Annotated in this window: 20 protein-coding genes; 18 read left to right on the top strand and 2 right to left on the bottom strand. The window is 67.2% G+C overall.

Annotation, left to right across the window (positions count from 1 at the left end; translation table 11 throughout):
* The first annotated feature begins 11 nt into the window (after window positions 1–11).
* The 13 genes from ftsH (at window position 12) to ACU18_RS00980 (ending at window position 11,918) form a co-directional block, all read left to right on the top strand.
* Window positions 12–2,075: an ATP-dependent zinc metalloprotease FtsH gene (gene ftsH, locus ACU18_RS01040; protein WP_050683672.1), complete on the top strand. Its 2,064-nt coding sequence runs from the start codon at window positions 12–14 to the stop codon at window positions 2,073–2,075.
* Window positions 2,076–2,084: 9 nt separating this feature from the next.
* The gene (gene folE / locus ACU18_RS01035; RefSeq protein ID WP_050683671.1) at window positions 2,085–2,717 is read left to right on the top strand and encodes a GTP cyclohydrolase I FolE; all 633 of its coding nucleotides are present in this window, start codon (window positions 2,085–2,087) and stop codon (window positions 2,715–2,717) included.
* 10 nt (window positions 2,718–2,727) lie between these two features.
* Window positions 2,728–3,648, top strand: coding sequence for a dihydropteroate synthase (gene folP, locus ACU18_RS01030; protein ID WP_050683670.1), 921 nt, complete (start codon window positions 2,728–2,730; stop codon window positions 3,646–3,648).
* Window positions 3,649–3,655: 7 nt separating this feature from the next.
* Window positions 3,656–4,033, top strand: a complete 378-nt coding sequence (folB, locus tag ACU18_RS01025) for a dihydroneopterin aldolase (protein WP_050683669.1) — start codon at window positions 3,656–3,658, stop codon at window positions 4,031–4,033.
* Window positions 4,030–4,575, top strand: a complete 546-nt coding sequence (folK, locus tag ACU18_RS01020; protein WP_050683668.1) for a 2-amino-4-hydroxy-6-hydroxymethyldihydropteridine diphosphokinase — start codon at window positions 4,030–4,032, stop codon at window positions 4,573–4,575. Before folB ends, folK begins: the two co-directional genes overlap by 4 nt.
* Window positions 4,572–5,105 (top strand): DUF3180 domain-containing protein, encoded by a 534-nt coding sequence (locus tag ACU18_RS01015; RefSeq protein WP_050683667.1) that lies wholly within the window; start codon window positions 4,572–4,574, stop codon window positions 5,103–5,105. Before folK ends, ACU18_RS01015 begins: the two co-directional genes overlap by 4 nt.
* The gene (locus ACU18_RS01010) at window positions 5,086–5,598 is read left to right on the top strand and encodes a PH domain-containing protein (protein WP_050683666.1); all 513 of its coding nucleotides are present in this window, start codon (window positions 5,086–5,088) and stop codon (window positions 5,596–5,598) included. The genes ACU18_RS01015 and ACU18_RS01010 overlap by 20 nt, the downstream gene beginning before the upstream one ends.
* A 35-nt stretch (window positions 5,599–5,633) precedes the next feature.
* Window positions 5,634–7,166 (top strand): PH domain-containing protein, encoded by a 1,533-nt coding sequence (locus ACU18_RS01005; RefSeq protein WP_050683665.1) that lies wholly within the window; start codon window positions 5,634–5,636, stop codon window positions 7,164–7,166.
* The gene (locus tag ACU18_RS01000; protein ID WP_050683664.1) at window positions 7,159–8,052 is read left to right on the top strand and encodes a Rossmann-like and DUF2520 domain-containing protein; all 894 of its coding nucleotides are present in this window, start codon (window positions 7,159–7,161) and stop codon (window positions 8,050–8,052) included. Before ACU18_RS01005 ends, ACU18_RS01000 begins: the two co-directional genes overlap by 8 nt.
* A 2-nt stretch (window positions 8,053–8,054) precedes the next feature.
* Window positions 8,055–8,981 carry a 4-phosphopantoate--beta-alanine ligase gene (locus ACU18_RS00995; RefSeq protein ID WP_050683663.1) on the top strand — a complete coding sequence of 309 codons (927 nt, stop codon included), beginning with the start codon at window positions 8,055–8,057 and terminating at the stop codon, window positions 8,979–8,981.
* A 33-nt stretch (window positions 8,982–9,014) separates the two neighbouring features.
* Complete coding sequence (locus ACU18_RS00990) at window positions 9,015–9,605, top strand: TOPRIM nucleotidyl transferase/hydrolase domain-containing protein (protein WP_050683662.1); 591 nt, start codon at window positions 9,015–9,017, stop codon at window positions 9,603–9,605.
* 122 nt (window positions 9,606–9,727) lie between these two features.
* Window positions 9,728–10,294, top strand: a complete 567-nt coding sequence (locus tag ACU18_RS00985) for a type 1 glutamine amidotransferase domain-containing protein (protein WP_050683661.1) — start codon at window positions 9,728–9,730, stop codon at window positions 10,292–10,294.
* Window positions 10,295–10,436: 142 nt separating this feature from the next.
* Window positions 10,437–11,918, top strand: coding sequence for a DHA2 family efflux MFS transporter permease subunit (locus tag ACU18_RS00980; RefSeq protein ID WP_050683660.1), 1,482 nt, complete (start codon window positions 10,437–10,439; stop codon window positions 11,916–11,918).
* A gap of 111 nt (window positions 11,919–12,029) precedes the next feature.
* Here ACU18_RS00980 and ACU18_RS00975 read toward each other — a convergent pair whose 3' ends face one another.
* Complete coding sequence (locus tag ACU18_RS00975; RefSeq protein ID WP_050683659.1) at window positions 12,030–12,869, bottom strand: alpha/beta fold hydrolase; 840 nt, start codon at window positions 12,867–12,869, stop codon at window positions 12,030–12,032.
* 51 nt (window positions 12,870–12,920) lie between these two features.
* Window positions 12,921–13,775 (bottom strand): alpha/beta fold hydrolase, encoded by an 855-nt coding sequence (locus ACU18_RS00970; RefSeq protein ID WP_050683658.1) that lies wholly within the window; start codon window positions 13,773–13,775, stop codon window positions 12,921–12,923.
* A 68-nt stretch (window positions 13,776–13,843) separates the two neighbouring features.
* On the opposite strand from ACU18_RS00970, the gene lysS reads away from it, so the two are divergent.
* The 5 genes from lysS to ACU18_RS00950 all read left to right on the top strand — a co-directional run bounded on the left by lysS (window position 13,844) and on the right by ACU18_RS00950 (window position 21,090).
* A complete protein-coding gene (gene lysS / locus ACU18_RS00965; RefSeq protein WP_050683657.1) occupies window positions 13,844–15,382 on the top strand; it encodes a lysine--tRNA ligase in 1,539 nt (512 codons plus the stop codon).
* Window positions 15,383–15,384: 2 nt separating this feature from the next.
* Window positions 15,385–15,552 (top strand): hypothetical protein, encoded by a 168-nt coding sequence (locus ACU18_RS19825; protein WP_164468860.1) that lies wholly within the window; start codon window positions 15,385–15,387, stop codon window positions 15,550–15,552.
* A gap of 130 nt (window positions 15,553–15,682) precedes the next feature.
* Complete coding sequence (locus ACU18_RS00960; protein ID WP_050683656.1) at window positions 15,683–16,012, top strand: histone-like nucleoid-structuring protein Lsr2; 330 nt, start codon at window positions 15,683–15,685, stop codon at window positions 16,010–16,012.
* A gap of 322 nt (window positions 16,013–16,334) precedes the next feature.
* Complete coding sequence (locus ACU18_RS00955) at window positions 16,335–18,827, top strand: ATP-dependent Clp protease ATP-binding subunit (RefSeq protein WP_050683655.1); 2,493 nt, start codon at window positions 16,335–16,337, stop codon at window positions 18,825–18,827.
* 145 nt (window positions 18,828–18,972) lie between these two features.
* Window positions 18,973–21,090, top strand: coding sequence for a S9 family peptidase (locus tag ACU18_RS00950; RefSeq protein ID WP_050683654.1), 2,118 nt, complete (start codon window positions 18,973–18,975; stop codon window positions 21,088–21,090).
* Window positions 21,091–21,110: the final 20 nt, after the last annotated feature.

Raw genomic sequence — 21,110 nt, 5'->3', positions numbered from 1 at the left:
CCCCCGAACAGATGAAAGCTAAGAACTTCTTCAAGGGCCCGGGCATCTGGATCATCGTTGTGGTCGGCCTGCTCCTTGTGGCTTTTGCAACGCTTGCTCCCGGCGGTGCGGCACGGATCGACACGGACAAGGGCCTGGAACTGCTCACCGGCGACAAGGTGGAGCAGGCAAAGATCTTCGACGGTGAAAACCGGGTGGACCTGACCCTGAAGGACAACTACCAGGTGGACGGGCAGGACAAGGGCAAGAGCGTCCAGTTCTTCTTTGTGGATGCCCGCGCCGCGGACGTGGTCAAGGCCGTCACCGACGCCAAGCCCGCCCAGGGCTACACGGACCAGCCGGTGGAAAGCAACTGGTTCTCCGGCCTGCTGTCGCTGCTGATCCCGGTGATCCTGCTGGGTGCGCTGTTCTGGTTCCTGATGACCCGGATGCAGGGTGGCGGCTCCAAAATCATGCAGTTCGGCAAGTCCAAGGCCAAAATGGTCAGCAAGGACATGCCGCAGGTGACCTTCGCCGATGTTGCCGGCGCCGATGAAGCCGTGGAGGAACTGCAGGAGATCAAGGAGTTCCTCCAGGAACCCGCCAAGTTCCAGGCCGTGGGCGCCAAGATCCCCAAGGGTGTGCTGCTCTACGGCCCTCCCGGTACCGGTAAAACGCTCCTGGCCCGCGCCGTGGCCGGCGAGGCCGGCGTCCCGTTCTTCTCCATCTCCGGCTCCGACTTTGTGGAAATGTTTGTAGGTGTGGGTGCCTCCCGTGTCCGTGACCTCTTCGAACAGGCCAAGGCCAATTCCCCGGCCATCATCTTTGTTGACGAAATCGACGCTGTGGGCCGGCACCGCGGCGCCGGCATCGGCGGCGGCAACGACGAACGCGAGCAGACCCTCAACCAGCTCCTGGTTGAAATGGACGGCTTCGACGTCAAGACCAACGTGATCCTCATCGCCGCCACCAACCGGCCGGACGTGCTGGACCCCGCGCTGCTGCGCCCGGGCCGCTTTGACCGGCAGATCTCGGTGGAAGCGCCGGACCTGATCGGCCGCGACCAGATCCTCCAGGTCCACGCCAAGGGCAAGCCCATGGCGCCGGGCGTTGACCTCAAGGGTGTTGCCAAGAAGACGCCCGGCTACACCGGTGCGGACTTGGCCAACGTCCTGAACGAAGCCGCGCTGCTGACCGCCCGCTCCAACGCGAACCTCATCGATGACCGCGCCCTGGACGAGGCAATCGACCGCGTGATGGCCGGCCCGCAGAAGCGCAGCCGCGTCATGAAGGAACACGAGCGCAAAATCACCGCGTACCACGAAGGCGGCCACGCCCTGGTGGCAGGTGCCCTCCGCAACTCCGCGCCGGTCACCAAGATCACCATCCTGCCCCGCGGCCGCGCCCTCGGCTACACCATGGTGGTCCCGGACAACGACAAATACTCCGTAACCCGCAACGAACTCCTGGACCAGATGGCCTACGCCATGGGCGGCCGCGTCGCCGAGGAAATCGTCTTCCACGACCCCTCCACGGGTGCGTCCAACGACATCGAGAAGGCCACCTCCACGGCCCGCAAGATGGTCACCGAATACGGCATGAGCGAGCGGATCGGCGCCGTCAAGCTGGGCCAGGGTGCCGGCGAACCGTTTATGGGCCGCGACAGCGGCAGTGACCGCGGCTACTCCGACCAGGTTGCGTTTGTGGTGGATGAGGAAGTGCGCCGGTTGATCGACCAGGCCCACGACGAGGCCTACGCCATCCTGATCGAGAACCGCGATGTCCTGGACCGGCTCGCCGTGGAACTGCTGGAACGCGAAACCCTGAACCAGGCGGAAGTGGCGGAGATCTTCACCGATGTCCGCAAGAGCGATTTCCGCCAGGTCTGGCTGTCCAAGGACACCCGCCCCGTGCAGGCGGCGGGTCCCGTGGAAAGCCGCCGCGAAAAGGCTGAGCGCGAAGCCCAGGAGGAAGCCACCCAGGCCCGCCTGGATGAACCGCTGGACGCCCAGCCCCCGCACCCGCAGGGCGTCAGCAACGACGCACCGTTCCAGGGCGGCGTCACCGGCTCGGGGCCGGACACCCTTCGCGGCTAAGCTTCCCCTGTGACTTTCTTCGACGACGACGACGTGCCCCCCTCCGCCGGATACCAGGCGGAGGGCGGGTCCCACCCTGCGGTTGACCGCCCCAGGATCGAAGCGGCCGTCCGCGAAATCCTGCTGGCCATCGGCGAGGATCCGGGCCGCGGTGGCCTCCTGGACACCCCCAAGCGGGTGGCCAAGGCCTACGCGGAGATGTTCGCGGGCCTGCACCACGACCCCGCCGACGTCCTGTCCACCACTTTCGACCTGGACCACGAGGAACTCGTCCTCGTCAAGGACATCCCCTTCTACTCCACCTGCGAGCACCACCTTGTGCCGTTCCACGGCGTTGCCCACGTGGGCTACATCCCGTCGCACGAAGGAAAAGTGACGGGGCTCAGCAAGCTGGCCCGGCTGGTGGACATCTACGCCCGCCGCCCCCAGGTCCAGGAGCGGCTCACCACCCAGATCGTCGAAGCGCTGGTCAGCCACCTCAAACCCCGTGGCGCGATCGTCGTTATTGAATGCGAACACATGTGCATGTCGATGCGCGGTATCCGCAAGCCCGGAGCGAAGACCGTCACCAGTGCGGTCCGCGGGCAGCTTCATGACCCGGCTACCCGTGCCGAAGCCATGAGCCTCATCCTCGGAAGGTAACCAACAAACCATGGATTCACTCGCCGCAAACCCGGGCACCGGGCCCGCGACCTCCCCGCTGCCCGTCCTGCGCAAACCGCGCCCGGCAGCCCGCTTCGATGAGCTGCCAACCGGCCGCACCCTGGTCATGGGGATCCTCAACGTCACCCCGGACTCCTTCAGCGACGGCGGCAAGCACCCTACGGCGGACACTGCCATCGCCGCCGGGCTGCGGATGTTCTACGCGGGAGCGGACATCATCGACGTGGGCGGCGAATCCACCCGGCCCGGCGCCGAGGAAGTCAGCCCCGACGAGGAACAGCGCCGTGTGCTTCCCGTTGTCGAAGCGCTGGTAAAGGCCGGCGCGCTGGTCAGCATCGACACTGTGCGCACTGCCACGGCCGCGGCTGCGGTCAAGGCCGGCGCGGCCATCATCAACGACGTTTCCGGCTTGACCATGGAACCGGAGATGGCCGAGCTGGTAGCGGCCACCAAAGTTCCCTACATCCTCACGCACCGCCGCGGCGATGCCCGCACCATGGATTCGCTGGCCGAATACACCGACGTCGCCGGAGAAGTGGCCGCGGAACTGGCCGGGGTCCGGGACAAGCTCCTGGCCGCGGGCGTGGCAGCGGACCAGATCATCGTGGACCCGGGATTGGGCTTCGCCAAAAACGATGCGCAGAACTGGGAGCTGCTCCAGCAGCTGGACCGGCTGGACGGCCTGGGCCACCGGGTCCTGGTGGGCGCCTCCCGCAAACGGTTCCTCGGCACCCTCCTCACCGTGGCCGGCAAGGCTGCCGCACCGGAGGAACGCGACGCCGCCACCGCCGCCATCACCGCCGTCAGCGCTTTCCGCGGCGCCTGGGCGGTCCGCGTGCACAACGTCGGTCCCAGCCTTGACGCCGTCAAGGCCGCTGCACGCATGGCCCCGCCACGACCCTCCCGGTAGGCGCGCCATGGACAGGATTACGCTGACCGGAGTGACCGCCGTCGGCCATCACGGCGTCTTCGACTTCGAACGCCGCGACGGCCAGCCCTTTGTGGTGGATGCCGTGCTGTACCTGGACTTCGGTCCCGCCGCCGCGTCCGACGACGTCAGCGACACCGCGCATTACGGGGAGGTGGCGCAGCGGATCACCGACCACATCACCGGCGAGCCGCTGAACCTCATCGAAGCCCTGGCCGTGCGCATCGCGGATAGCCTGCTGGCGGAATTCCCGCTGCAGGCGGTGGACATCACCGTCCACAAACCCCAGGCGCCCATCGAGGTGCCGTTCGGCGATGTCACGGTCGCCGTCCACCGCGAACGGCCCGCCGCAGGGGTTCCGGCATGACCGCCGGCTACGCCAAGGCAGTGCTTGCCCTGGGCAGCAACCTGGGCGAACGCAACGACACCCTTTCCGGCGCGGTGGCAGACCTGGTGGACCCGCCTGAGGTCCGGCTCCTGGCGGTCTCCTCCGCGGTCCAGACCAAAGCCGTGGGCGGACCCGCGAACCAGCCCGATTTCCTGAACATGGTCATCACCGTCGAAACCAGCCTGAGCCCCCTGGAACTGCTGGCCCACTGCCAGGCGGTGGAGAACAAGCACCACCGCGTCCGTGAGGTCCGGTGGGGGCCGCGCACCCTCGACGTGGACATCATTACCTACGGCGAGCTCGCCAGCGATGACCCGGTTCTGACCCTGCCGCACCCGCGGGCGGCGCTGCGCGCCTTTGTGCTCTACCCCTGGTCCACCATTGAACCCGCCGCCATGCTGAACGGTGAGCGCGTCAGCACCCTGGCCGCCCGGGCCGCCGACTTCGGCGACCTGGTCCCGTTCGACGGGTTCGGCGATTTCGACGGCCTGCCCACGGCTGGTGCGGTGGAGGAACGATGAAACCCCTGAGCCCCGTCCGCCTGCTGCTCATTGTGGTGATCCTGGCGGTGGCCGGCTGGTCCGCCACGGTGGTGACCGGCCGCTACAGCATGGCCACCCCCGTCCTTCCCGCCACGGCGCTGGCCACCATGGGCGTCATTGTGGTGATCACCCTGGTCCTGGGCATCCGGGTGCTCCGCTGGCGCAACAGCACCACCAAAAAGACTGTGCTGGACCCGCTCCTGGCCGCCAGGACCCTGGTCCTTGCCCAGGCCTGCGCCTACGCCGGCACTGTGCTGCTGGGCTGGCACGTTGGCATTTTCCTGGACCAGTTGCGGATCTGGACGCTGCGGAGCAACCAGGGCATCACCTGGCTGGCCCTGGCCATGGCCGGCGGCGGCCTGGTGATGATCGTTGTGGGCCTGCTCGTGGAGCGGTTCTGCAGGATCCCGCCCGAAGACACCGACACCAAGAACATTGACGGAAAGCCCGGCCGGGCAGTCCGCGGAGAAGCCACGGGGGAAGGCGAATATGCGTACAGAGGCGATTGATCCACCAGGGATAACCTGGGTCCGTGTGTCACCGAAGTACGTCACCGTCAGGCTGGTGCAGTGGGCGCTGGCCAACCTGCTGAGCATCCTCGTCTTCTGCCTGCCCCTGGTCTTTGTCCTCCTGGGCTGGTGGCGGTGGCCGCCGCTGTGGCTGGCCATCACTGTTCCGGCGGTGCTCCTGGTGGCCGCCCTGTGGCGGCTGGTCCTCATTCCGCGGCAGGTCCGCGCCATCGGCTACGCCGAACGGGACGATGACCTCCTGGTCCGGACCGGCATCTTTTTCCAGCGGACCATGGCCGTGCCGTATGGCCGTATGCAATACGTGGACATCGGCGTGGGGCCGGTGGAGCGCGGGCTTGGCCTGTGCACCCTGAAGCTGCACACCGCATCGCCCGGCACCAACGCCCACATCCCGGGCCTTCCTGCAGCGGAGGGGGCACGGCTCCGTGAGCAGTTGACGGCGCGCGGCGAAGCAAGGCTGGCCGGGCTGTGACGGAGCGTCCTTCAGCCCTTGACGGGGCGGCTCCCTTGGACGGGCCGGCGCCGCTGGACGGGCCCGCCGTTGAAACGGCCGACGGCGCGTGGCTGCGCGTGCATCCGGCGTCGCCTTTTGTGCGCGGCTGGGTGGCCCTGGCCGCCATCGCATTTTTCTTCGGCAGGGACATTTTTGAACGAACCCTGCAGGGCCGGCCGATGTTCGAGGGCAACTTCGCCGCCCGCGCGCCGTGGCTGATCGCCGGCGGCGGGATTGTGCTGGTCATCGCCGTCCTCGGCTTTGTCCTTACCTGGTACTTCACCAAGTACCAGGTGTCCGGCGGGTATGTCCGGGTCAACTCCGGGTTTGTGTTCCGTCAGCAGCGGCAGGCCCGGCTGGACCGGGTGCAGGCCATCGACATCGTCCAGCCCCTGCTGGCACGCATCTTCGGGCTCGCCGAGCTTAAGTTCGAAGTGGCCGACGCCGGCGAGTCCGCCGTCCGCCTGGCGTACCTCAAGGTGGACCAGGCCCGCCAGCTGCGGGCCACCATCCTGGCACGCGCCGCAGGCGTCACCGTCGGGCCGGACACCCCGGACGCTGAGGCGCCCGAGGCGCCGGAACACCAGGTCCTGTCCGTTGCGCCGCCGCGCCTGATCGGGTCGCTGTTGCTCAGCGAGCAGAGTTTCTTTGTGCTCCTGGGCGGCGTGGGAGCGGTGGTCCTCTCCGCGGTAACCGACAACCGCGGCTTCTACTTCTACCTGATTCCCGCGGCACTGGGCCTGGCCGCCAGTTACTGGAGCCTGTTCAACAAGGGCTACAACTTCACCGCGGCCATCTCCCCGGACGGAATCAGGCTTCGCTACGGGTTGCTGGACACCCAGGCGCAAACCCTCCCGCCCGGCCGCATCCAGGCCCTCAAAATGAGCCAGCCGCCCTTGTGGCGGATCTTCGGCTGGTACCGGATCCAGGTCAACGTGGCCGGCTACGGAGCAGTGGAAGGCGCCGGCGGCAATTCCGCACGGACCACGCTGCTGCCTGTCGGCAAGCAGGCAGACGCCATGGCCATGCTGGCCCTGGTGCTTCCCGACCCGGGCACCAGCGAGCCGGACGTGGTTTTCGGCGCCGGGCTGGCGGGGCTGGATTCCGACGGTGGCTTTGTCACCACGCCCCGTGGGGCCCGGCTGCTGGCTCCACTGGGCTGGCGGCGGAACGCGTATGCGGCCACGGACACGGCGCTGCTGATCCGCTCCGGCCGCTGGTGGCGGGCCCTTGTTGTGGTCCCGCATCAGCGCACCCAGTCCATGGCGCTGCACCAGGGGCCGCTGGCCCGCCGGTTCGGCGTGGCCGACCTGGTCCTCCACACCACGGCAGGGCCAGTGGCGCCGCGCCTCTACCAGGCCGGACTGGAGCAGGCCCGGACCCTGTTCAACGATCAATCCGCACGTGCCCGGCTCGCCCGGAAACGGCAAACCACCGAGCAATGGCTGCGGGAGGTGGCACCGCCGGGCAGCAGTGTTGCGGCGGCCGCCCACAGCGGCCCGGAACACCCATCCCTCCCGCCACAGGAAGGCCACCCCCATGGCTAAGCCCGGACGCCTGGGCGTCGGAATCATCGGCGCAGGCAAAGTCGGCGCGGTCCTCGGCGCTGCCCTGCGCGGCGCCGAACACGCCGTCATCGGCATTTCCGCCGTCTCCGAGGCAAGCCGGGACCGGGCCGAGGCCCTGCTGCCCGGCGTGCCCGTCCTTGAGGTCCAGGACATCGTGGAGCGCGCGGAACTGGTGCTGCTCGCGGTGCCCGACGACGCCCTGCCGGACCTGGTGGACGGCCTGGCCAAGCTGGGCGCGTGGCAGCCGGGGCAACTTGTGGCGCACACTTCCGGGAGGTTCGGCGTGGGCGTGCTGCGTCCGGTGCGGGCCGCCGGCGCCATCCCGCTGGCCCTGCATCCGGCCATGACGTTCACGGGAATGAGCCTGGACCTGACCCGGCTGCTGGACTGCACCTTCGGGGTGACCGCGGACGCGGCAATGCTTCCTATCGCGCAGGCACTGGTGGTGGAGATGGGCGCCGAGCCGGTGGCCATCGCCGAGGCGGACAGGGCGCTGTACCACGCTGCCCTGGCACACGGGTCCAACCACCTGGTCACTCTGGTGGCGCAGGCCTCCGAGCTGCTCCGCGAAGTGGCCGTCGAATTCCCCGAACGCATGCTGGGCCCCTTGCTGCGCGCCACGCTGGAAAACGCGCTCGCCTCCGGTGAATCAGCCCTTACCGGCCCGGTGGCGCGCGGGGACCTGGGAACAGTCAGCGCACACGCGGAGGCGCTGCGGGAGTTCGACGCCGGGGCACACGGCGACGTGCTGGCCGCCTACACGGCCATGGCCGGCGCCACCGCCCAGCGCGCCGAACGGCGGGGACTGCTGACACCGGACCAGGCTGCCGGCCTCCGCCAGGCCCTCGACACCACGGAAGACTGAGCATGGCCATCGAACTCGTCACAACGGTCACCGGCCTGCAGGCCGCAAGCGCCCGCCTCCTGGCCGCCCGGAGCGGGGCTTCGCAGGCCCTGGTGCCCACCATGGGCGCCCTTCACGAAGGACACGCGGCCCTGGCCCGGGCCGCCGTCGAAAACAACGACGTGGTGGTGGCGTCCATCTTCGTGAATCCGCTGCAGTTCGGGGACGCCACGGACCTGGACCGTTATCCCCGCACCCTGGAAGCGGACCTGGCCCTCCTTGAAGCGGAAGGTGTGGACCTCGTGTTCGCCCCCTCCGTGGACGAGGTCTACCCGGGCGGCGAACCGCTGGTCCGGCTGACCTCAGGCCGGCTTGGCGACAAGTGGGAGGGCGCGTCCCGTCCCGGCCACTTCGACGGCGCCCTCACCGTGGTGGCCAAACTGCTGCACTACGGCACCCCCGCGGCAGGGCTGGCCGCAGGCGCCCTCACACCCTCAGCTGGAGCCGCGCTGCCCGCCTACCGCGCGTACTTCGGGCAGAAGGATGCCCAGCAGCTGGCCCTGGTCCGGCGTATGGTGGCTGACCTGAACTTCCCCGTGGAAATCGTCGGTGTGCCCACCGTCAGGTCTGCGGAGGGGCTGGCACTCTCCAGCCGCAACCGGTTCCTCTCCCCGGCGGAACGGGACGCTGCCCTGGTCCTGTCCCGGGCCCTGCGCCTGCTCCAGGAACGCGCCAACGCCCGCGAACCGCTGGACCTCGGCTCGGCGCAGGCGCTGGTCGCGTCGCAGCCGCTTGTGGAACTTGATTACTTCGACGTGGTGGACCCGCGCACCCTCGAACCGTTGGCCGAGAACTGCCGCGAAACCCCCTTCAGCGGCGAGGCGCTGGCCCTGATCGCCGCCAAAGTAGGCCCCGTGCGGCTGATCGACAACCTCCCGCTCAGCTCCTGACCCGGACGGGCAGGCATCAGGCATACTGATCTGATGCAGGCGACAACGGTGTTGGTCGAAGGCGAAAGTGACCGGCTGGCGGTCGAGGCGCTGGCCCTGGGTCTTGGCCACAACCTGGCAGCGGAACAGGTCGCGGTGGTTCCCATGGGCGGTGCCACCAGTATCGGCAGGTACCTCCGCCGCTTCGGCCCCGGCGGCGCCGGCCACCGGCTGCTGGGCCTGTGCGATGCAGCCGAGTCCACGTTCATTGCCCGCGCGCTCGGCAGGGCAGGCCTGGGGCCGGGCACCCTGGCGTCGCTGGGCTTCCAAATCTGCAGCTCCGATCTGGAAGACGAGCTCATCCGCTGCCTGGGCGTGGAGTGTGTGCTCGGCATCATCGAGGCCCAGGGCGAACTGCCGTCCTTCCGGCTCCTGCAACGCCAGCCTTCCCTCCGGGACCGGACCGAAACGGCGCAGCTGCACCGTTTCTTCGGCGGCCGCAGCGGCAACAAGATCAGGTACGCGCCGCTGCTGGTCCGCGCCCTGCCGGCCGGGCACGCGCCGGAGCCGCTGGCCCGCCTCGTGGCCTGCTTCCCGGCTGCAGCGGCGGCAGCAGCCAGCACCCCGCACTCGGGACCCAGATAGTCAGCTTGCTTATCACTTTGATTGTTCCTAGGCTGGAAACCGTCAGGCAAGCAACTCTTGGAGCGGCCATTGCCGCGCCCTTCCGGGCGCGGTCCGGTCCCGCTCCGCACCGAGGAGGACCAATGTCAGAACACAGCATCAGCGGTAAAAAGGTAGCGTTCCTGCTCACGGACGGCGTGGAGCAGGTCGAGCTGACCAGCCCCTGGCAGGCCGTCAGGGATGCCGGCGGCGAACCCACCCTGGTGGCACCCGCCAGCGGCCGGCTGCAGGGCTATAACGGTACGGACAAGGGCGACACCTTTGAAGTGGACCTCACCGTGGCCGAAGCCAACGCCGGCGACTACGACGCGCTGGTCCTTCCCGGCGGCGTGGTGAACGCCGACCACCTCCGCGTGGACCAGGACGCACAGCGCTTCGCCCGGAACTTCTTCGAACAGCACAAGCCGGTGGCCTCGATCTGCCACGCCCCATGGTTGTTGATCGAGGCAGGCGTGCTCAACGGACGGAACGTGACCTCGTACCACACGCTCCGGACCGACCTGGTCAACGCCGGCGCCAACTGGACGGACGAGGAAGTGGTGGTGGACCAGGGCCTGGTCACCAGCCGGAACCCGGACGACCTGCCGGCCTTCAACGCCAAACTGGTGGAGGAGATCGCCGAAGGGCAGCACGCAGGCCAGACCGCCTGATCTCCGGGCCCAGGCCCCCAGTGTTCCCTCAGGGTTAGGGAAAATATTCCGTGCGGAGGAATTAGTCCGGCCGCTAGAATGTTTGCATCTGCAGCGGCGATTCCCGCGCACCCACTTCTTCTTACTCCCTGAGGGAACACCCATGTCTACCGAAGTATCGCCCAACACCAGCGGACAGCCAGCTCCGGCCGCGGCAACCACCCCTGCCGCGCCGGAGAAGATGTCCCGGGAATCCGTGACGGTCATCGCCACGCTCCTGGTGGCCACCTTCGTGGTGATCCTCAACGAAACCATCATGAACGTGGCGCTGCAGCGCCTGATGGTGGATCTCCAGGTGGATGCCCCCACCGTGCAGTGGCTCTCCACCGGCTTTATGCTCACCATGGCGATTGTCATCCCCACCACGGGCTTCATCCTGCAGAGCCTGTCCACCCGGGCCGTGTTTATGCTGGCCATGGGACTCTTTTCCGTAGGCACCGCGCTGGCCGCAGTGGCCCCGGGCTTCGAAATCCTCCTGCTGGCCCGCATCATCCAGGCCGGCGGCACCGCCATCATGCTGCCGCTGCTGATGACCACCATCCTTACGCTGGTTCCCATGTCGCGTCGCGGCGCCGTGATGGGCAACGTCAGCATCGCCATCTCCGTGGCGCCGGCCATGGGCCCCACCGTCTCGGGCCTGATCCTTGAGCACTTCACCTGGCGGTTCATGTTTGTGTTTGTCCTGCCCGTGGCCCTCGTGGCGCTGGCCATCGGCGCAAAGTACCTCACCAACATCGGTGAAGCCGAAAAGACCAAGCTGGACATCGTCTCAGTACTGCTCACCGTTCCCGCCTTCGGCGGCCTGGTCTACGGCCTGAGCCAGATCGGCGGCGGCCATGGCGGCGACGCCGGGCCCGCCACCACGGCGATCGCGGCCCTGGTCATCGGCGTCGCGAGCCTGGCCGTTTTTGTGCTCCGCCAGGTCCGGCTGCAGAAGTCCGCGGCGCCCCTGCTCGACCTGCGCGCGTTCAAGCTGCGGATGTTCACCGTCTCCGTCCTGCTGATGGTTGTGGCCATGATGGCGCTGTTCGGCGGCGTGATCCTGCTGCCGCTGTACCTGCAGGAAGTCCGGGGCCTCGGTTCACTGGAGACCGGCCTGGCGCTGCTGCCCGGTGGCCTGGCCATGGGCCTGCTTGGCCCCGTGGTGGGCCGGCTGTTCGACCGGATCGGGCCGCTGCCCCTCACCGTCACCGGCTCCGTCATGATGGTCCTGACCCTGTGGCAGTTCTCCATGCTCGACGCCGGCACGCCCGTCTGGTGGATCATCACCCTGCACGTGGGACTCAGTCTGGGCCTGGCCCTGCTGTTCACGCCGGCCTTCACCACCGGCCTGAACCCGCTGCCGCCCCACCTGTACTCACACGGCTCAGCGATCATGAGCACCACGCAGCAGGTGGCCGGCGCCGCCGGCACGGCGCTGCTGGTGTCCATCTTCTCCGTGGTGTCAGCGACGTCCGGGCTGGTTGCCGGAATGAGTGCCGCCTTTATGACGGCGACGGTGATTGCCCTGGCTGCCGTTGTCCTGTCCGCCATGATGCGCAAGACGGACGCTGCGGGCGCGGCCGGCGGTCACGGCGCCCACTGACCCCCGCCCCAACTAGCTCGCAGTTGTTGTCGTTTAGACCCGTCAAAACGACAACAACTGCGATCTAGTTGGGATGCTCAGGGAGGTTGGTGAGCCGGGGCGCAGGAACCGTCAGCCTGCGAAGAAGTCGCTCAGCTCCTGGATCAGCCGGTCCGGGGCCTTGATCACACCGTCGTGCCCCATGCCGGGCAGGATGGTGTAGCTGGAGCCGGAGAGCACGTCGTGGATCTGGCCGCAGGCCACGCCGAAGTAAGCGGGGCTCTTCTCGCCCACCACGATCAGGGTTTCCAGCGGCAGTTCAAGGAACGGCTCGGCGGGCATGTCCGCGGCGATGATGGCCTTGATCTCGCGGACGCCCGTCCGCATCATGTCCCGCTGCTGCCGGCCCTCGCTGGTGCCGGCGGTCAGCTTGTTGGCGAGCGTCAGCATGGACAGCGGCATCCGGGACGAGAAGCTGCTGCCGCCTGACTCCAGGCCGCGCTTCATCACGGCCAGGGCGCGGTCGTCGTCGCCCGCAGCGGCGGCGCGTTCGTATTCGGCGGTCCAATCGGCGGTGACGCTGTGGTTAACGGACACCGCGGGGTCGTACACGGCGAGCCGCTCCACGGGCAGGGTCCGCGCCGCGTGCAGCGCCACGGCGCCGCCGAAGCTGTGCCCGAACACGTCAGTGCTGGACGTGTGCTTCATGATGGTGTCGAGGTCCCGGATATCCACATCCAGCGTGTAGTCCTCCGGCTGGGGTGAGGAAGAACCCCGCCCGCGGCGGTTGAACGTGTGGACGGGGCGGCCCAGGGCAGCGCTGAGCTTCTGGGCGAACTTGGTGTAGTCGGCAGCCGTCACCATGGACGGTGGCACCACAACGATGCCGGAACCGGCCTTGGCCAGTTCAGCGCCGGTGGAAAAGAGCTCCAGAGTGCCGCCGTCGGGGGTCCTGATGTTCTCGCGCGTCATGGTCGAAGCCTAGCCGAGCAATCCGGACGCAGGCGATACGCACCCTGATGCTCAGCCCTTGAAGTACTCCGAAATGTCGGTGACCAGTTCATTCACCGCGGCCGGGATGGAGCCGTGGAATCCCTTCGGCGAGAGTTCATAGGTGCTGCCGGGAACGGCCGCGTGCAGCCGTTCGGCGGTGACCTTGTAATAGCCGGGGCTTTTCCCGCCCGCCATGAAGTGGGTGTTTGCCGGCAGCACCCGGAAATCCCTGGCGGATTCGGCCTCGTTGTACGCGGCCCGCAATTCGCCCACGGCGCTCGGCATAACGTCGCGGAACACCTTGTTCACCTTGGTCCGTGACACCAGCGCCATCAGTCCCGCCAGGATGGGCTCGGGGACACGGGCCATTGCCGATCCGGGATTGACCGCCCGTTTCGCATGAGCCAGGGCATGGCCCAGCTTCCCGTCGTTGACCGCCGCCTCAAACCCGTCCAGCCAGGCGGTGTCGATGCTCCCATCAATGTTCACGGCGGCGTCGTACACGGCCAGCTTGTCCGGAACGTACGCCGTCCCGGTGAACTCCTGGACGGCGTTCAGGGCCACCGAGCCGCCCAGGCTGTGGCCCAGGATATTCCGGGCGCCGGTGGCGTCCAGGACCGTCCGGACGTCTTCGATCTCCGTGGCCATGGAGTAGCCGGGAGGCTGCGGGGTGGAACTGCCCCGGCCGCGGCGGTCGTAGACGTCCACGGCCCAGCCCGGTCCCAGCCCGTCGGCCAGCGCAATCGAAAACGGCCGGTAAATCAACGCCGTGAGGAAAGCGCCGCCGATAACCACCACCCGGCGTTCGCCCGGCGCGTCCTCGGTGCCGTAACTGTACAAAGCCAGCCGGCCGCCGTCGTGCGTTGGAAGTGCCTGTTCTTTCACCACCCCATCCTAGGCTTCCGGCCCCGGACGGCCCGGCAAGCCCGGATGGGTGGCGTCCCGTAAACTTGATGACTGTGACTTCCCAAAACACCCCCGCCCCCAAAAACGCACCCGAGCCCCTCGACGCCAGCGAGCAGATGCGGATCCGCATGGAGAAGCGCGCCAAACTGATCGAGCGGGGCGCCGAGGCGTATCCGGTGGGAGTGGAACGGACCCACTCGCTGACGGAGATCCGCGAAAAGTACTCCCACCTTGAGGCCGACGACGCCTCGGGGGAGACCGTAGGCATCACCGGGCGCGTGGTGTTTGTCCGCAACACCGGAAAGCTTTGCTTCGCTACCCTCCAGGAAGGCGGCGTGGACGGCAAGGGTGCACGCCTGCAGGCGATGCTCAGCCTCGCCAACGTGGGCGAGGAGGCGCTGGCCGACTGGAAGGCGCTGGTGGACCTGGGTGACCACGTGTTCATCAAGGGAGAGGTGATTTCCTCCCGCCGCGGTGAACTCTCCGTGATGGCCGATTCCTGGTCCATGGCTTCCAAGGCGCTGCGCCCGTTGCCGGTGCTGCATGCAGAACTGAGCGAGGAAACCCGCGTTCGCCAGCGCTACGTTGACCTGATGGTCCGTGACGAGGCCCGCGAGATGGTCTACACCCGCGCGGCGATCACCCGCTCCATCCGCGAGACGCTGTTCAAGCGCCGCTACGTTGAGGTGGAAACCCCGATCCTGCAGCTGGTCCACGGCGGCGCCCTCGCCCGGCCCTTCGAGACCCACATGAACGCCTTCGACCAGAAGATGACCCTGCGGATCGCCACCGAGCTGTACCTCAAGCGTGCCGTGGTGGGCGGAATCGACCGGGTGTACGACATGGGCCGCGTGTTCCGCAACGAGGGCGTGGACTCCACCCACAGCCCCGAATTCACCACGCTGGAATGCTACGAGGCCTGGGCGGACCAGTTCGTGATGGCCGAACGCATGCGCGAAATCATCCTCGACGCCGCAGATTCCGTTGGCGCCGGCCGTGTGCTGCAGACCGACGCCGGGGAGATCAACCTCGACGGCGAATGGGCCTGGCTGTCCGTCTACCCGGGACTTTCCGACGCCGTTGGCCAGGAAGTCACGCCGGACACGTCCGTTGAGGTGCTTCGCGGGATCGCCGAAAAGCACGAAGTGAAGGTTGACCCCAAGTGGGATGCCGAGAAGCTTGCCGTGGAGCTCTTCGGCGAAATCGTCGAACCCACCCTCCTGAACCCCACGTTCGTTTACGACTACCCGCCCTCGGCGCAGCCGCTGGCCCGCCCGCACCGCGAGGACGGCCGGCTCATCGAGGCCTGGGACCTCATCATCGGCGGCATGGAGCGCGGCACCGCCTTCTCCGAACTGATCGACCCCGTCATCCAGCGGGACCGGCTCACCGAGCAGTCCCGGCACGCCGCCGCAGGCGATGACGAGGCCATGCAGCTCGACGAGGACTTCCTGCGGGCCCTGGAATACGGCGCCCCGCCCATGGGCGGCATCGGCCTGGGCATCGACCGGCTGGTGATGCTCTTCACGGGTGCCGGCATCCGCGAAACCATCCTGTTCCCACTCCTGAAGCCCGAAGGAAACTGACCGTGGAGTATGTAGCTGTCCTTGTACCCTCCCTGGTGGTGGGCCTGCTGTTCTGGTTCGCCATGAAGTCAATCTTCAATGCGGACAAATCCGAGCGGCAGGCAGAGGCGCGGGCGCAGGCCGAGGCGGATGCCAAAGCGGCCGGCCACGGTCCGGTTTCCAATAACTAAACCCTGTGAACTTTCCGGGAATATAGCCAGGAACCATTGCGTACTTTGACGCGTTGCCATAAAGAGAGTAAAACTTTTTAGGAAACATCCTGCTTCTCTGAAAATCCACCCCTCACAAGGAAGTCTTTTAATGGCACAGAAAGTAAACATCATCCTCGTTGATGATCTGGATGGGGGATCCGCAGACGAGAATGTAAAGTTTGGCCTTGACGGGGCCAACTATGAGATCGACCTCTCGGCAGCTAATGCCGCCGAGCTCCGCACTTCGCTGGAGCGCTTTATCGACGCCGGCCGTAAGACGTCCGGTGGCCGCGCGGCCCGCGCCAAGGCGCCCGCTGCCGGTCGGAACAATGATTCGGCGCAGATTCGCCAGTGGGCCCGTGATAACGGCTACACCGTTAACAGCCGCGGCCGAATTCAGGCGGAAATCCAGGAAGCCTACCAAAAGGCAAATTCCTAGCCCTGCGCAGTGATGCACGGAAAGCCGCGCCGCCCGGACTCCGGGAAGCGCGGTTTTTTGTGTTCCAGCCGCGAATGCGGTCCGGCCCGCAAAAACCGCATACTTTGTTGTGGCTAACCGAAGCGGCACCGGATTTGTCAATTCATTTGGGCCGGGGTATTTTTTCCTCCCGCCGGATGCTGCCGGCACCCCCCGGAAATGCCGGCAACGGCGGCCGGCTGCTATTCGGGACCGGTCCCGGTTTCCCCCGTGGCGAACACGCTCCCCATCTTGTAGCGGGCCACGTAGCATCAAAGTACGTCGTAGCTAGGAGTGTGGCGAAATGTTTGAGCGATTTACGGACCGTGCCCGTCGCGTAGTGGTGCTTGCCCAAGAAGAGGCACGCATGCTGAACCACAATTACATCGGTACCGAACACATCCTCTTGGGTCTGATCCATGAAGGTGAGGGCGTTGCCGCCAAAGCTCTTGAGTCCTTGAGCATTTCGCTCGACGGCGTTCGCGAGCAGGTGCAGGAGATCATCGGTCAGGGCCAGCAGGCCCCGTCCGGCCATATCCCCTTCACCCCCCGCGCCAAGAAGGTCCTGGAACTCTCGCTGCGCGAGGCGCTCCAGCTGGGCCACAACTACATCGGCACTGAGCACATCCTGCTTGGCCTGATCCGGGAAGGTGAAGGCGTTGCCGCCCAGGTGCTGGTCAAGCTCGGCGCCGACCTCAACCGGGTCCGCCAGCAGGTCATCCAGCTGCTGTCCGGCTACCAGGGCAAGGAAACCACCGGCGCAGGCGTCGGCCCGGGCCAGCCCGAAGGCACCCCTGCGGGTTCGGTGGTGCTGGACCAGTTTGGCCGGAACCTCACCCAGGCTGCCCGCGAGAACAAGCTGGACCCGGTTATTGGACGCGAGCAGGAGATGGAACGCGTTATGCAGGTCCTCTCCCGCCGCACCAAGAACAACCCGGTCCTGATCGGTGAGCCCGGCGTCGGCAAGACCGCCGTCGTTGAGGGCCTCGCCCAGGCGATCGTCCGCGGCGACGTCCCTGAGACCATCAAGGACAAGCAGCTGTACACCCTGGACCTCGGTTCACTGGTGGCAGGCTCGCGGTACCGCGGTGACTTCGAGGAGCGCCTGAAGAAAGTCCTCAAGGAGATCCGCACCCGCGGCGACATCATCCTCTTCATCGACGAGATCCACACCCTGGTGGGTGCGGGTGCCGCCGAAGGTGCCATCGATGCTGCGTCCATCCTCAAGCCCATGCTGGCCCGCGGGGAACTGCAGACCATCGGCGCGACCACGCTTGATGAGTACCGCAAGCACATCGAGAAGGACGCCGCGCTGGAGCGCCGCTTCCAGCCGATCCAGGTCAAGGAACCCTCCGTGGCGCATGCCATCGAGATCCTCAAGGGCCTGCGTGACCGCTACGAGGCACACCACCGCGTCACCATCACCGACGGCGCCCTGGCCTCCGCGGCCAGCCTCGCGGAACGGTACATCTCCGACCGCTTCCTGCCGGACAAGGCGATCGACTTGATCGACGAGGCCGGCGCACGCCTGCGCATCCGCCGCATGACCGCTCCGCCGGAGCTCAAGGCCATGGACGAGCGCATCGCCAAGCTCAAGCTGGAAAAGGAGTCCGCGATTGATGCGCAGGACTTCGAGGGTGCCGCTTCGCTCCGTGACAAGGAGCAGAAGATGATCACCGAGCGGGCCGAAAAGGAACGCCACTGGAAGTCCGGCGGCATGGACGACATCTCCGAGGTGGATGAGGACCTCATCGCCGAGGTGCTGGCGAACTCCACCGGCATCCCCGTCTTCAAGCTCACCGAGGAAGAATCCTCGCGACTGCTCAAGATGGAAGACGAACTGCACAAGCGCGTGGTGGGCCAGAACGAGGCCATCAGGGCACTGTCGCAGGCAATCCGCCGGACCCGCGCCGGACTCAAGGACCCCAAGCGTCCGGGTGGCTCGTTCATCTTCGCCGGCCCCACCGGCGTCGGCAAGACCGAACTGGCCAAGGCCCTCGCGGAATTCCTGTTCGGTGAGGAGGACGCCCTCATCACCCTGGACATGTCCGAATACTCCGAGAAGCACACCGTCTCGCGGCTCTTCGGTGCCCCTCCGGGCTACGTGGGCTACGAGGAAGGCGGCCAGCTGACCGAGAAGGTCCGGCGCCGTCCGTTCTCAGTGGTGCTGTTCGACGAAGTGGAAAAGGCCCACGCGGACCTCTTCAACTCCCTGCTGCAGATCCTGGAGGACGGCCGGCTGACCGACTCCCAGGGCCGGGTGGTGGACTTCAAGAACACCGTGATCATCATGACCACCAACCTGGGCACCCGGGACATCTCCAAGACCGTGGCCACCGGCTTCCAGTCGGGCACGGACACGCAGACCGGCTACAACCGGATGCGGGCCCGCGTCACGGAGGAACTCAAGCAGCACTTCCGCCCCGAGTTCCTGAACCGTGTTGACGATGTTGTGGTGTTCCCGCAGCTCACCCAGGACGAGATCATCGAGATCGTGGACCTGTTCGTCAACCGCCTGGAGAAGCGGCTCAAGGACAAGGACATGGGCATCGAGCTCACGCCCGCGGCCAAGGTCCTCCTCGCCACCCGCGGTTACGACCCCGCCATGGGCGCCCGGCCGCTGCGCCGGACCATCCAGCGCGAGATCGAGGACCAGCTCTCCGAGAAGATCCTGTTCGGCGAGATCCACGCCGGTGACATCGTGGTGGTGGATGTGGAAGGCGACGGCGACGAAGCCAAGTTCACGTTCGCCGGTAACGCCAAGCCACGCATCCCGGAGATCGCTCCGAGCGTCTAGCGCCAGCGACGAAAGCCCCGCACTCTCCCACCAGGAGAGGGCGGGGCTTCCGCGTTTAACCCGGGATCCGTTCCCTGGCCGGGCCCGCCGCGACGAAACCATGCGTACTGTGTCCTGGCGCACAAAACGTGTTTGAATCGGACGCATGGCTACCCTGAAACCGGAGACCCCGGAAGAGCAACCACTGACCCCGTTCCACAACCTCGACCACTACCTCTCCATCCCCCGGGTAAGTGGCCTGAGCCTGAGCCCGGACGGCACCCGCCTGGTCACCGCCGTCGGCACCCTGAACAGCAAGGGCACCGCATTTGCCTCCGCCCTGTGGGAAATCGACCCGGCCGGCCGGCAGCAGGCCCGCCGCATCACCCGCAGCGCCAAGGGCGAGGCCGGCGCATGCTTCGCCGCCAACGGTGACGTCTACTTCACCTCCGCCCGCCCCGATCCGGAGAACCCGGAGGACGAGCCCGTCAGCGCGCTCTGGCGCCTGCCCGCGGGCGGCGGCGAAGCCCGGATCGTCCTGAGCCGGCCCGGTGGCGTGTCGGCCGTGAAAACCGCCAGGAACGCCGCTGCGGCCTTCGTGACCGCGGACGTCCTGGCCGGGTCCGCAGACGAGGAGGATGACGCTGCGCGCCGCAAGGCCCGCAAAGACAACAAGGTTTCCGCCATCCTGCACAGCGAATACCCGGTGCGGTACTGGGACGAGGACCTGGGCCCCGGCCAGCCCCGCATTTTCGCCGTGGAACCCGGGGCCGGCGATGCGCCAGGGAAGCCCGCCACGGTGGACGCCACCGCGCCGCTGGCCCTCCGGAACCTCACCCCGGACGCCGGTGCCAGGCTCCGGGAAGCGGAAACCGCTGTGAGCCCTGACGGCCGGACCATTTACACCAGCTACACCAAGCCGCTGGCCAGGGCAGACAGCCGGTTTGTGCTGGTGGCCGTGGACGTGGCGTCCGGCACGCAGGAAGTCCTGCTGGACCAGGAAGGCATGAGCTTCTTTCCCGGCCCCGTCAGCCCGGACGGCAGCACGCTGGTGGTGGTCAGTGAGAGTGATTCCACTCCCCACCAGGCGCCGGAAATCAAGCTGCACCTGCTGGACGTATCTGCGGGCCGGGGGGTTGTGGCGCTGCAGCCGCTGGCGCACGACTGGGACCGGTGGGCCAAGCCCGCGGCCTGGCTCCCTGACGGGTCCGCCCTCCTGGTGACCGCGGACGACGACGGCGCGTCGCCGGTTTTCCGGATCAGCGTCCCGTCCGCTGCGGCTGAAGTCGGTATCACCCGGGTAACGCAGGACGCCGCGGCGTATACCGACGTTGTGGTGTCCCCGGAAGGCCGCACAGCCTATGCCCTGCGGAGCTCCTACGAATTCCCGCCCGAAGCGGTCCGGATCGACCTGGCCACGGGCGAGACCACACGGTTGCCGGCCCCCGCTGAGCGGCCCGTGGCCTCCGGACGGCTTGAACGGATCGCCGCCACCGCCGCCGACGGCTCCCGGGTGCCCGCGTACCTGGCACTGCCGGAGGGTGCGTCCGCAGCCTCGCCCGCCCCGATGCTGCTCTGGATCCACGGCGGTCCGCTGGGATCCTGGAACGCGTGGACCTGGCGCTGGAACCCCTGGCTGCTCACGGCCAAGGGATACGCCGTGCTGCTCCCGGACCCGGCATTGTCCACCGGCTACGGCCAGGCCTACATCCAGCGCGGCTGGGGAGCCTGGGGCAAGGCGCCGTTCACGGACCTTATGGCCGTCACCGACGCGGCAGAGGAACGGGTGGACATCGACGGGACCCGCACGGCCGCCATGGGCGGGTCCTTCGGCGGATACATGGCGAACTGGGTGGCAGGACAGACCGACAGGTTCAAGGCCATTGTGACCCACGCCAGCCTTTGGGCGCTGGACCAGTTCGGCCCCACCACCGACTCCTCCCAGTACTGGCTGAAGGAAATGACGGAGGAGATGGCGCGGGAGAACTCCCCGCATCTGCACGTCGAAAAGATCAGCACCCCCATGCTGGTCATCCACGGGGACAAGGACTACCGTGTGCCCATCGGCGAGGGCCTGCGGCTCTGGTACGAACTGCTGTCCAAATCACAGCTGGCAGCCGACCGGGACGGGCAGACCCCGCACCGGTTCCTGTACTTCCCGGACGAAAACCACTGGGTCCTCCAGCCCAACCACTCGAAGATCTGGTACCAGGTGGTGGAGTCATTCCTGGCCCGCAACGTGCTGGATCAGGAAACCGAACTGCCCGGGGAGTTGGGTCTCTAGTGAACTGGTCCCCGAAAGTT

Source organism: Arthrobacter sp. ZBG10, from assembly GCF_001238605.1.
Taxonomy (GTDB): Bacteria; Actinomycetota; Actinomycetes; order Actinomycetales; family Micrococcaceae; genus Arthrobacter.
The sequence above is the reverse complement of the archived record's forward strand: the minus strand, read 5'-3'. Positions and strand labels throughout refer to the sequence as shown.

Bases quoted from the DNA above. Each gene is read 5' to 3' on its own strand.
- ftsH (WP_050683672.1), top strand. From the start codon at position 12: ATGAAAGCTAAGAACTTCTTCAAGGGCCCGGGCATCTGGATCATCGTT.
- folP (WP_050683670.1), top strand. From the start codon at position 2,728: ATGGATTCACTCGCCGCAAACCCGGGCACCGGGCCCGCGACCTCCCCG.
- folB (WP_050683669.1), top strand. From the start codon at position 3,656: ATGGACAGGATTACGCTGACCGGAGTGACCGCCGTCGGCCATCACGGC.
- folK (WP_050683668.1), top strand. From the start codon at position 4,030: ATGACCGCCGGCTACGCCAAGGCAGTGCTTGCCCTGGGCAGCAACCTG.
- ACU18_RS01015 (WP_050683667.1), top strand. From the start codon at position 4,572: ATGAAACCCCTGAGCCCCGTCCGCCTGCTGCTCATTGTGGTGATCCTG.
- ACU18_RS01010 (WP_050683666.1), top strand. From the start codon at position 5,086: ATGCGTACAGAGGCGATTGATCCACCAGGGATAACCTGGGTCCGTGTG.
- ACU18_RS01000 (WP_050683664.1), top strand. From the start codon at position 7,159: ATGGCTAAGCCCGGACGCCTGGGCGTCGGAATCATCGGCGCAGGCAAA.
- ACU18_RS00995 (WP_050683663.1), top strand. From the start codon at position 8,055: ATGGCCATCGAACTCGTCACAACGGTCACCGGCCTGCAGGCCGCAAGC.
- ACU18_RS00990 (WP_050683662.1), top strand. From the start codon at position 9,015: ATGCAGGCGACAACGGTGTTGGTCGAAGGCGAAAGTGACCGGCTGGCG.
- ACU18_RS00985 (WP_050683661.1), top strand. From the start codon at position 9,728: ATGTCAGAACACAGCATCAGCGGTAAAAAGGTAGCGTTCCTGCTCACG.
- ACU18_RS00980 (WP_050683660.1), top strand. From the start codon at position 10,437: ATGTCTACCGAAGTATCGCCCAACACCAGCGGACAGCCAGCTCCGGCC.
- ACU18_RS00975 (WP_050683659.1), bottom strand. From the start codon at position 12,869: ATGACGCGCGAGAACATCAGGACCCCCGACGGCGGCACTCTGGAGCTC.
- lysS (WP_050683657.1), top strand. From the start codon at position 13,844: ATGACTGTGACTTCCCAAAACACCCCCGCCCCCAAAAACGCACCCGAG.
- ACU18_RS00960 (WP_050683656.1), top strand. From the start codon at position 15,683: ATGGCACAGAAAGTAAACATCATCCTCGTTGATGATCTGGATGGGGGA.
- ACU18_RS00955 (WP_050683655.1), top strand. From the start codon at position 16,335: ATGTTTGAGCGATTTACGGACCGTGCCCGTCGCGTAGTGGTGCTTGCC.
- ACU18_RS00950 (WP_050683654.1), top strand. From the start codon at position 18,973: ATGGCTACCCTGAAACCGGAGACCCCGGAAGAGCAACCACTGACCCCG.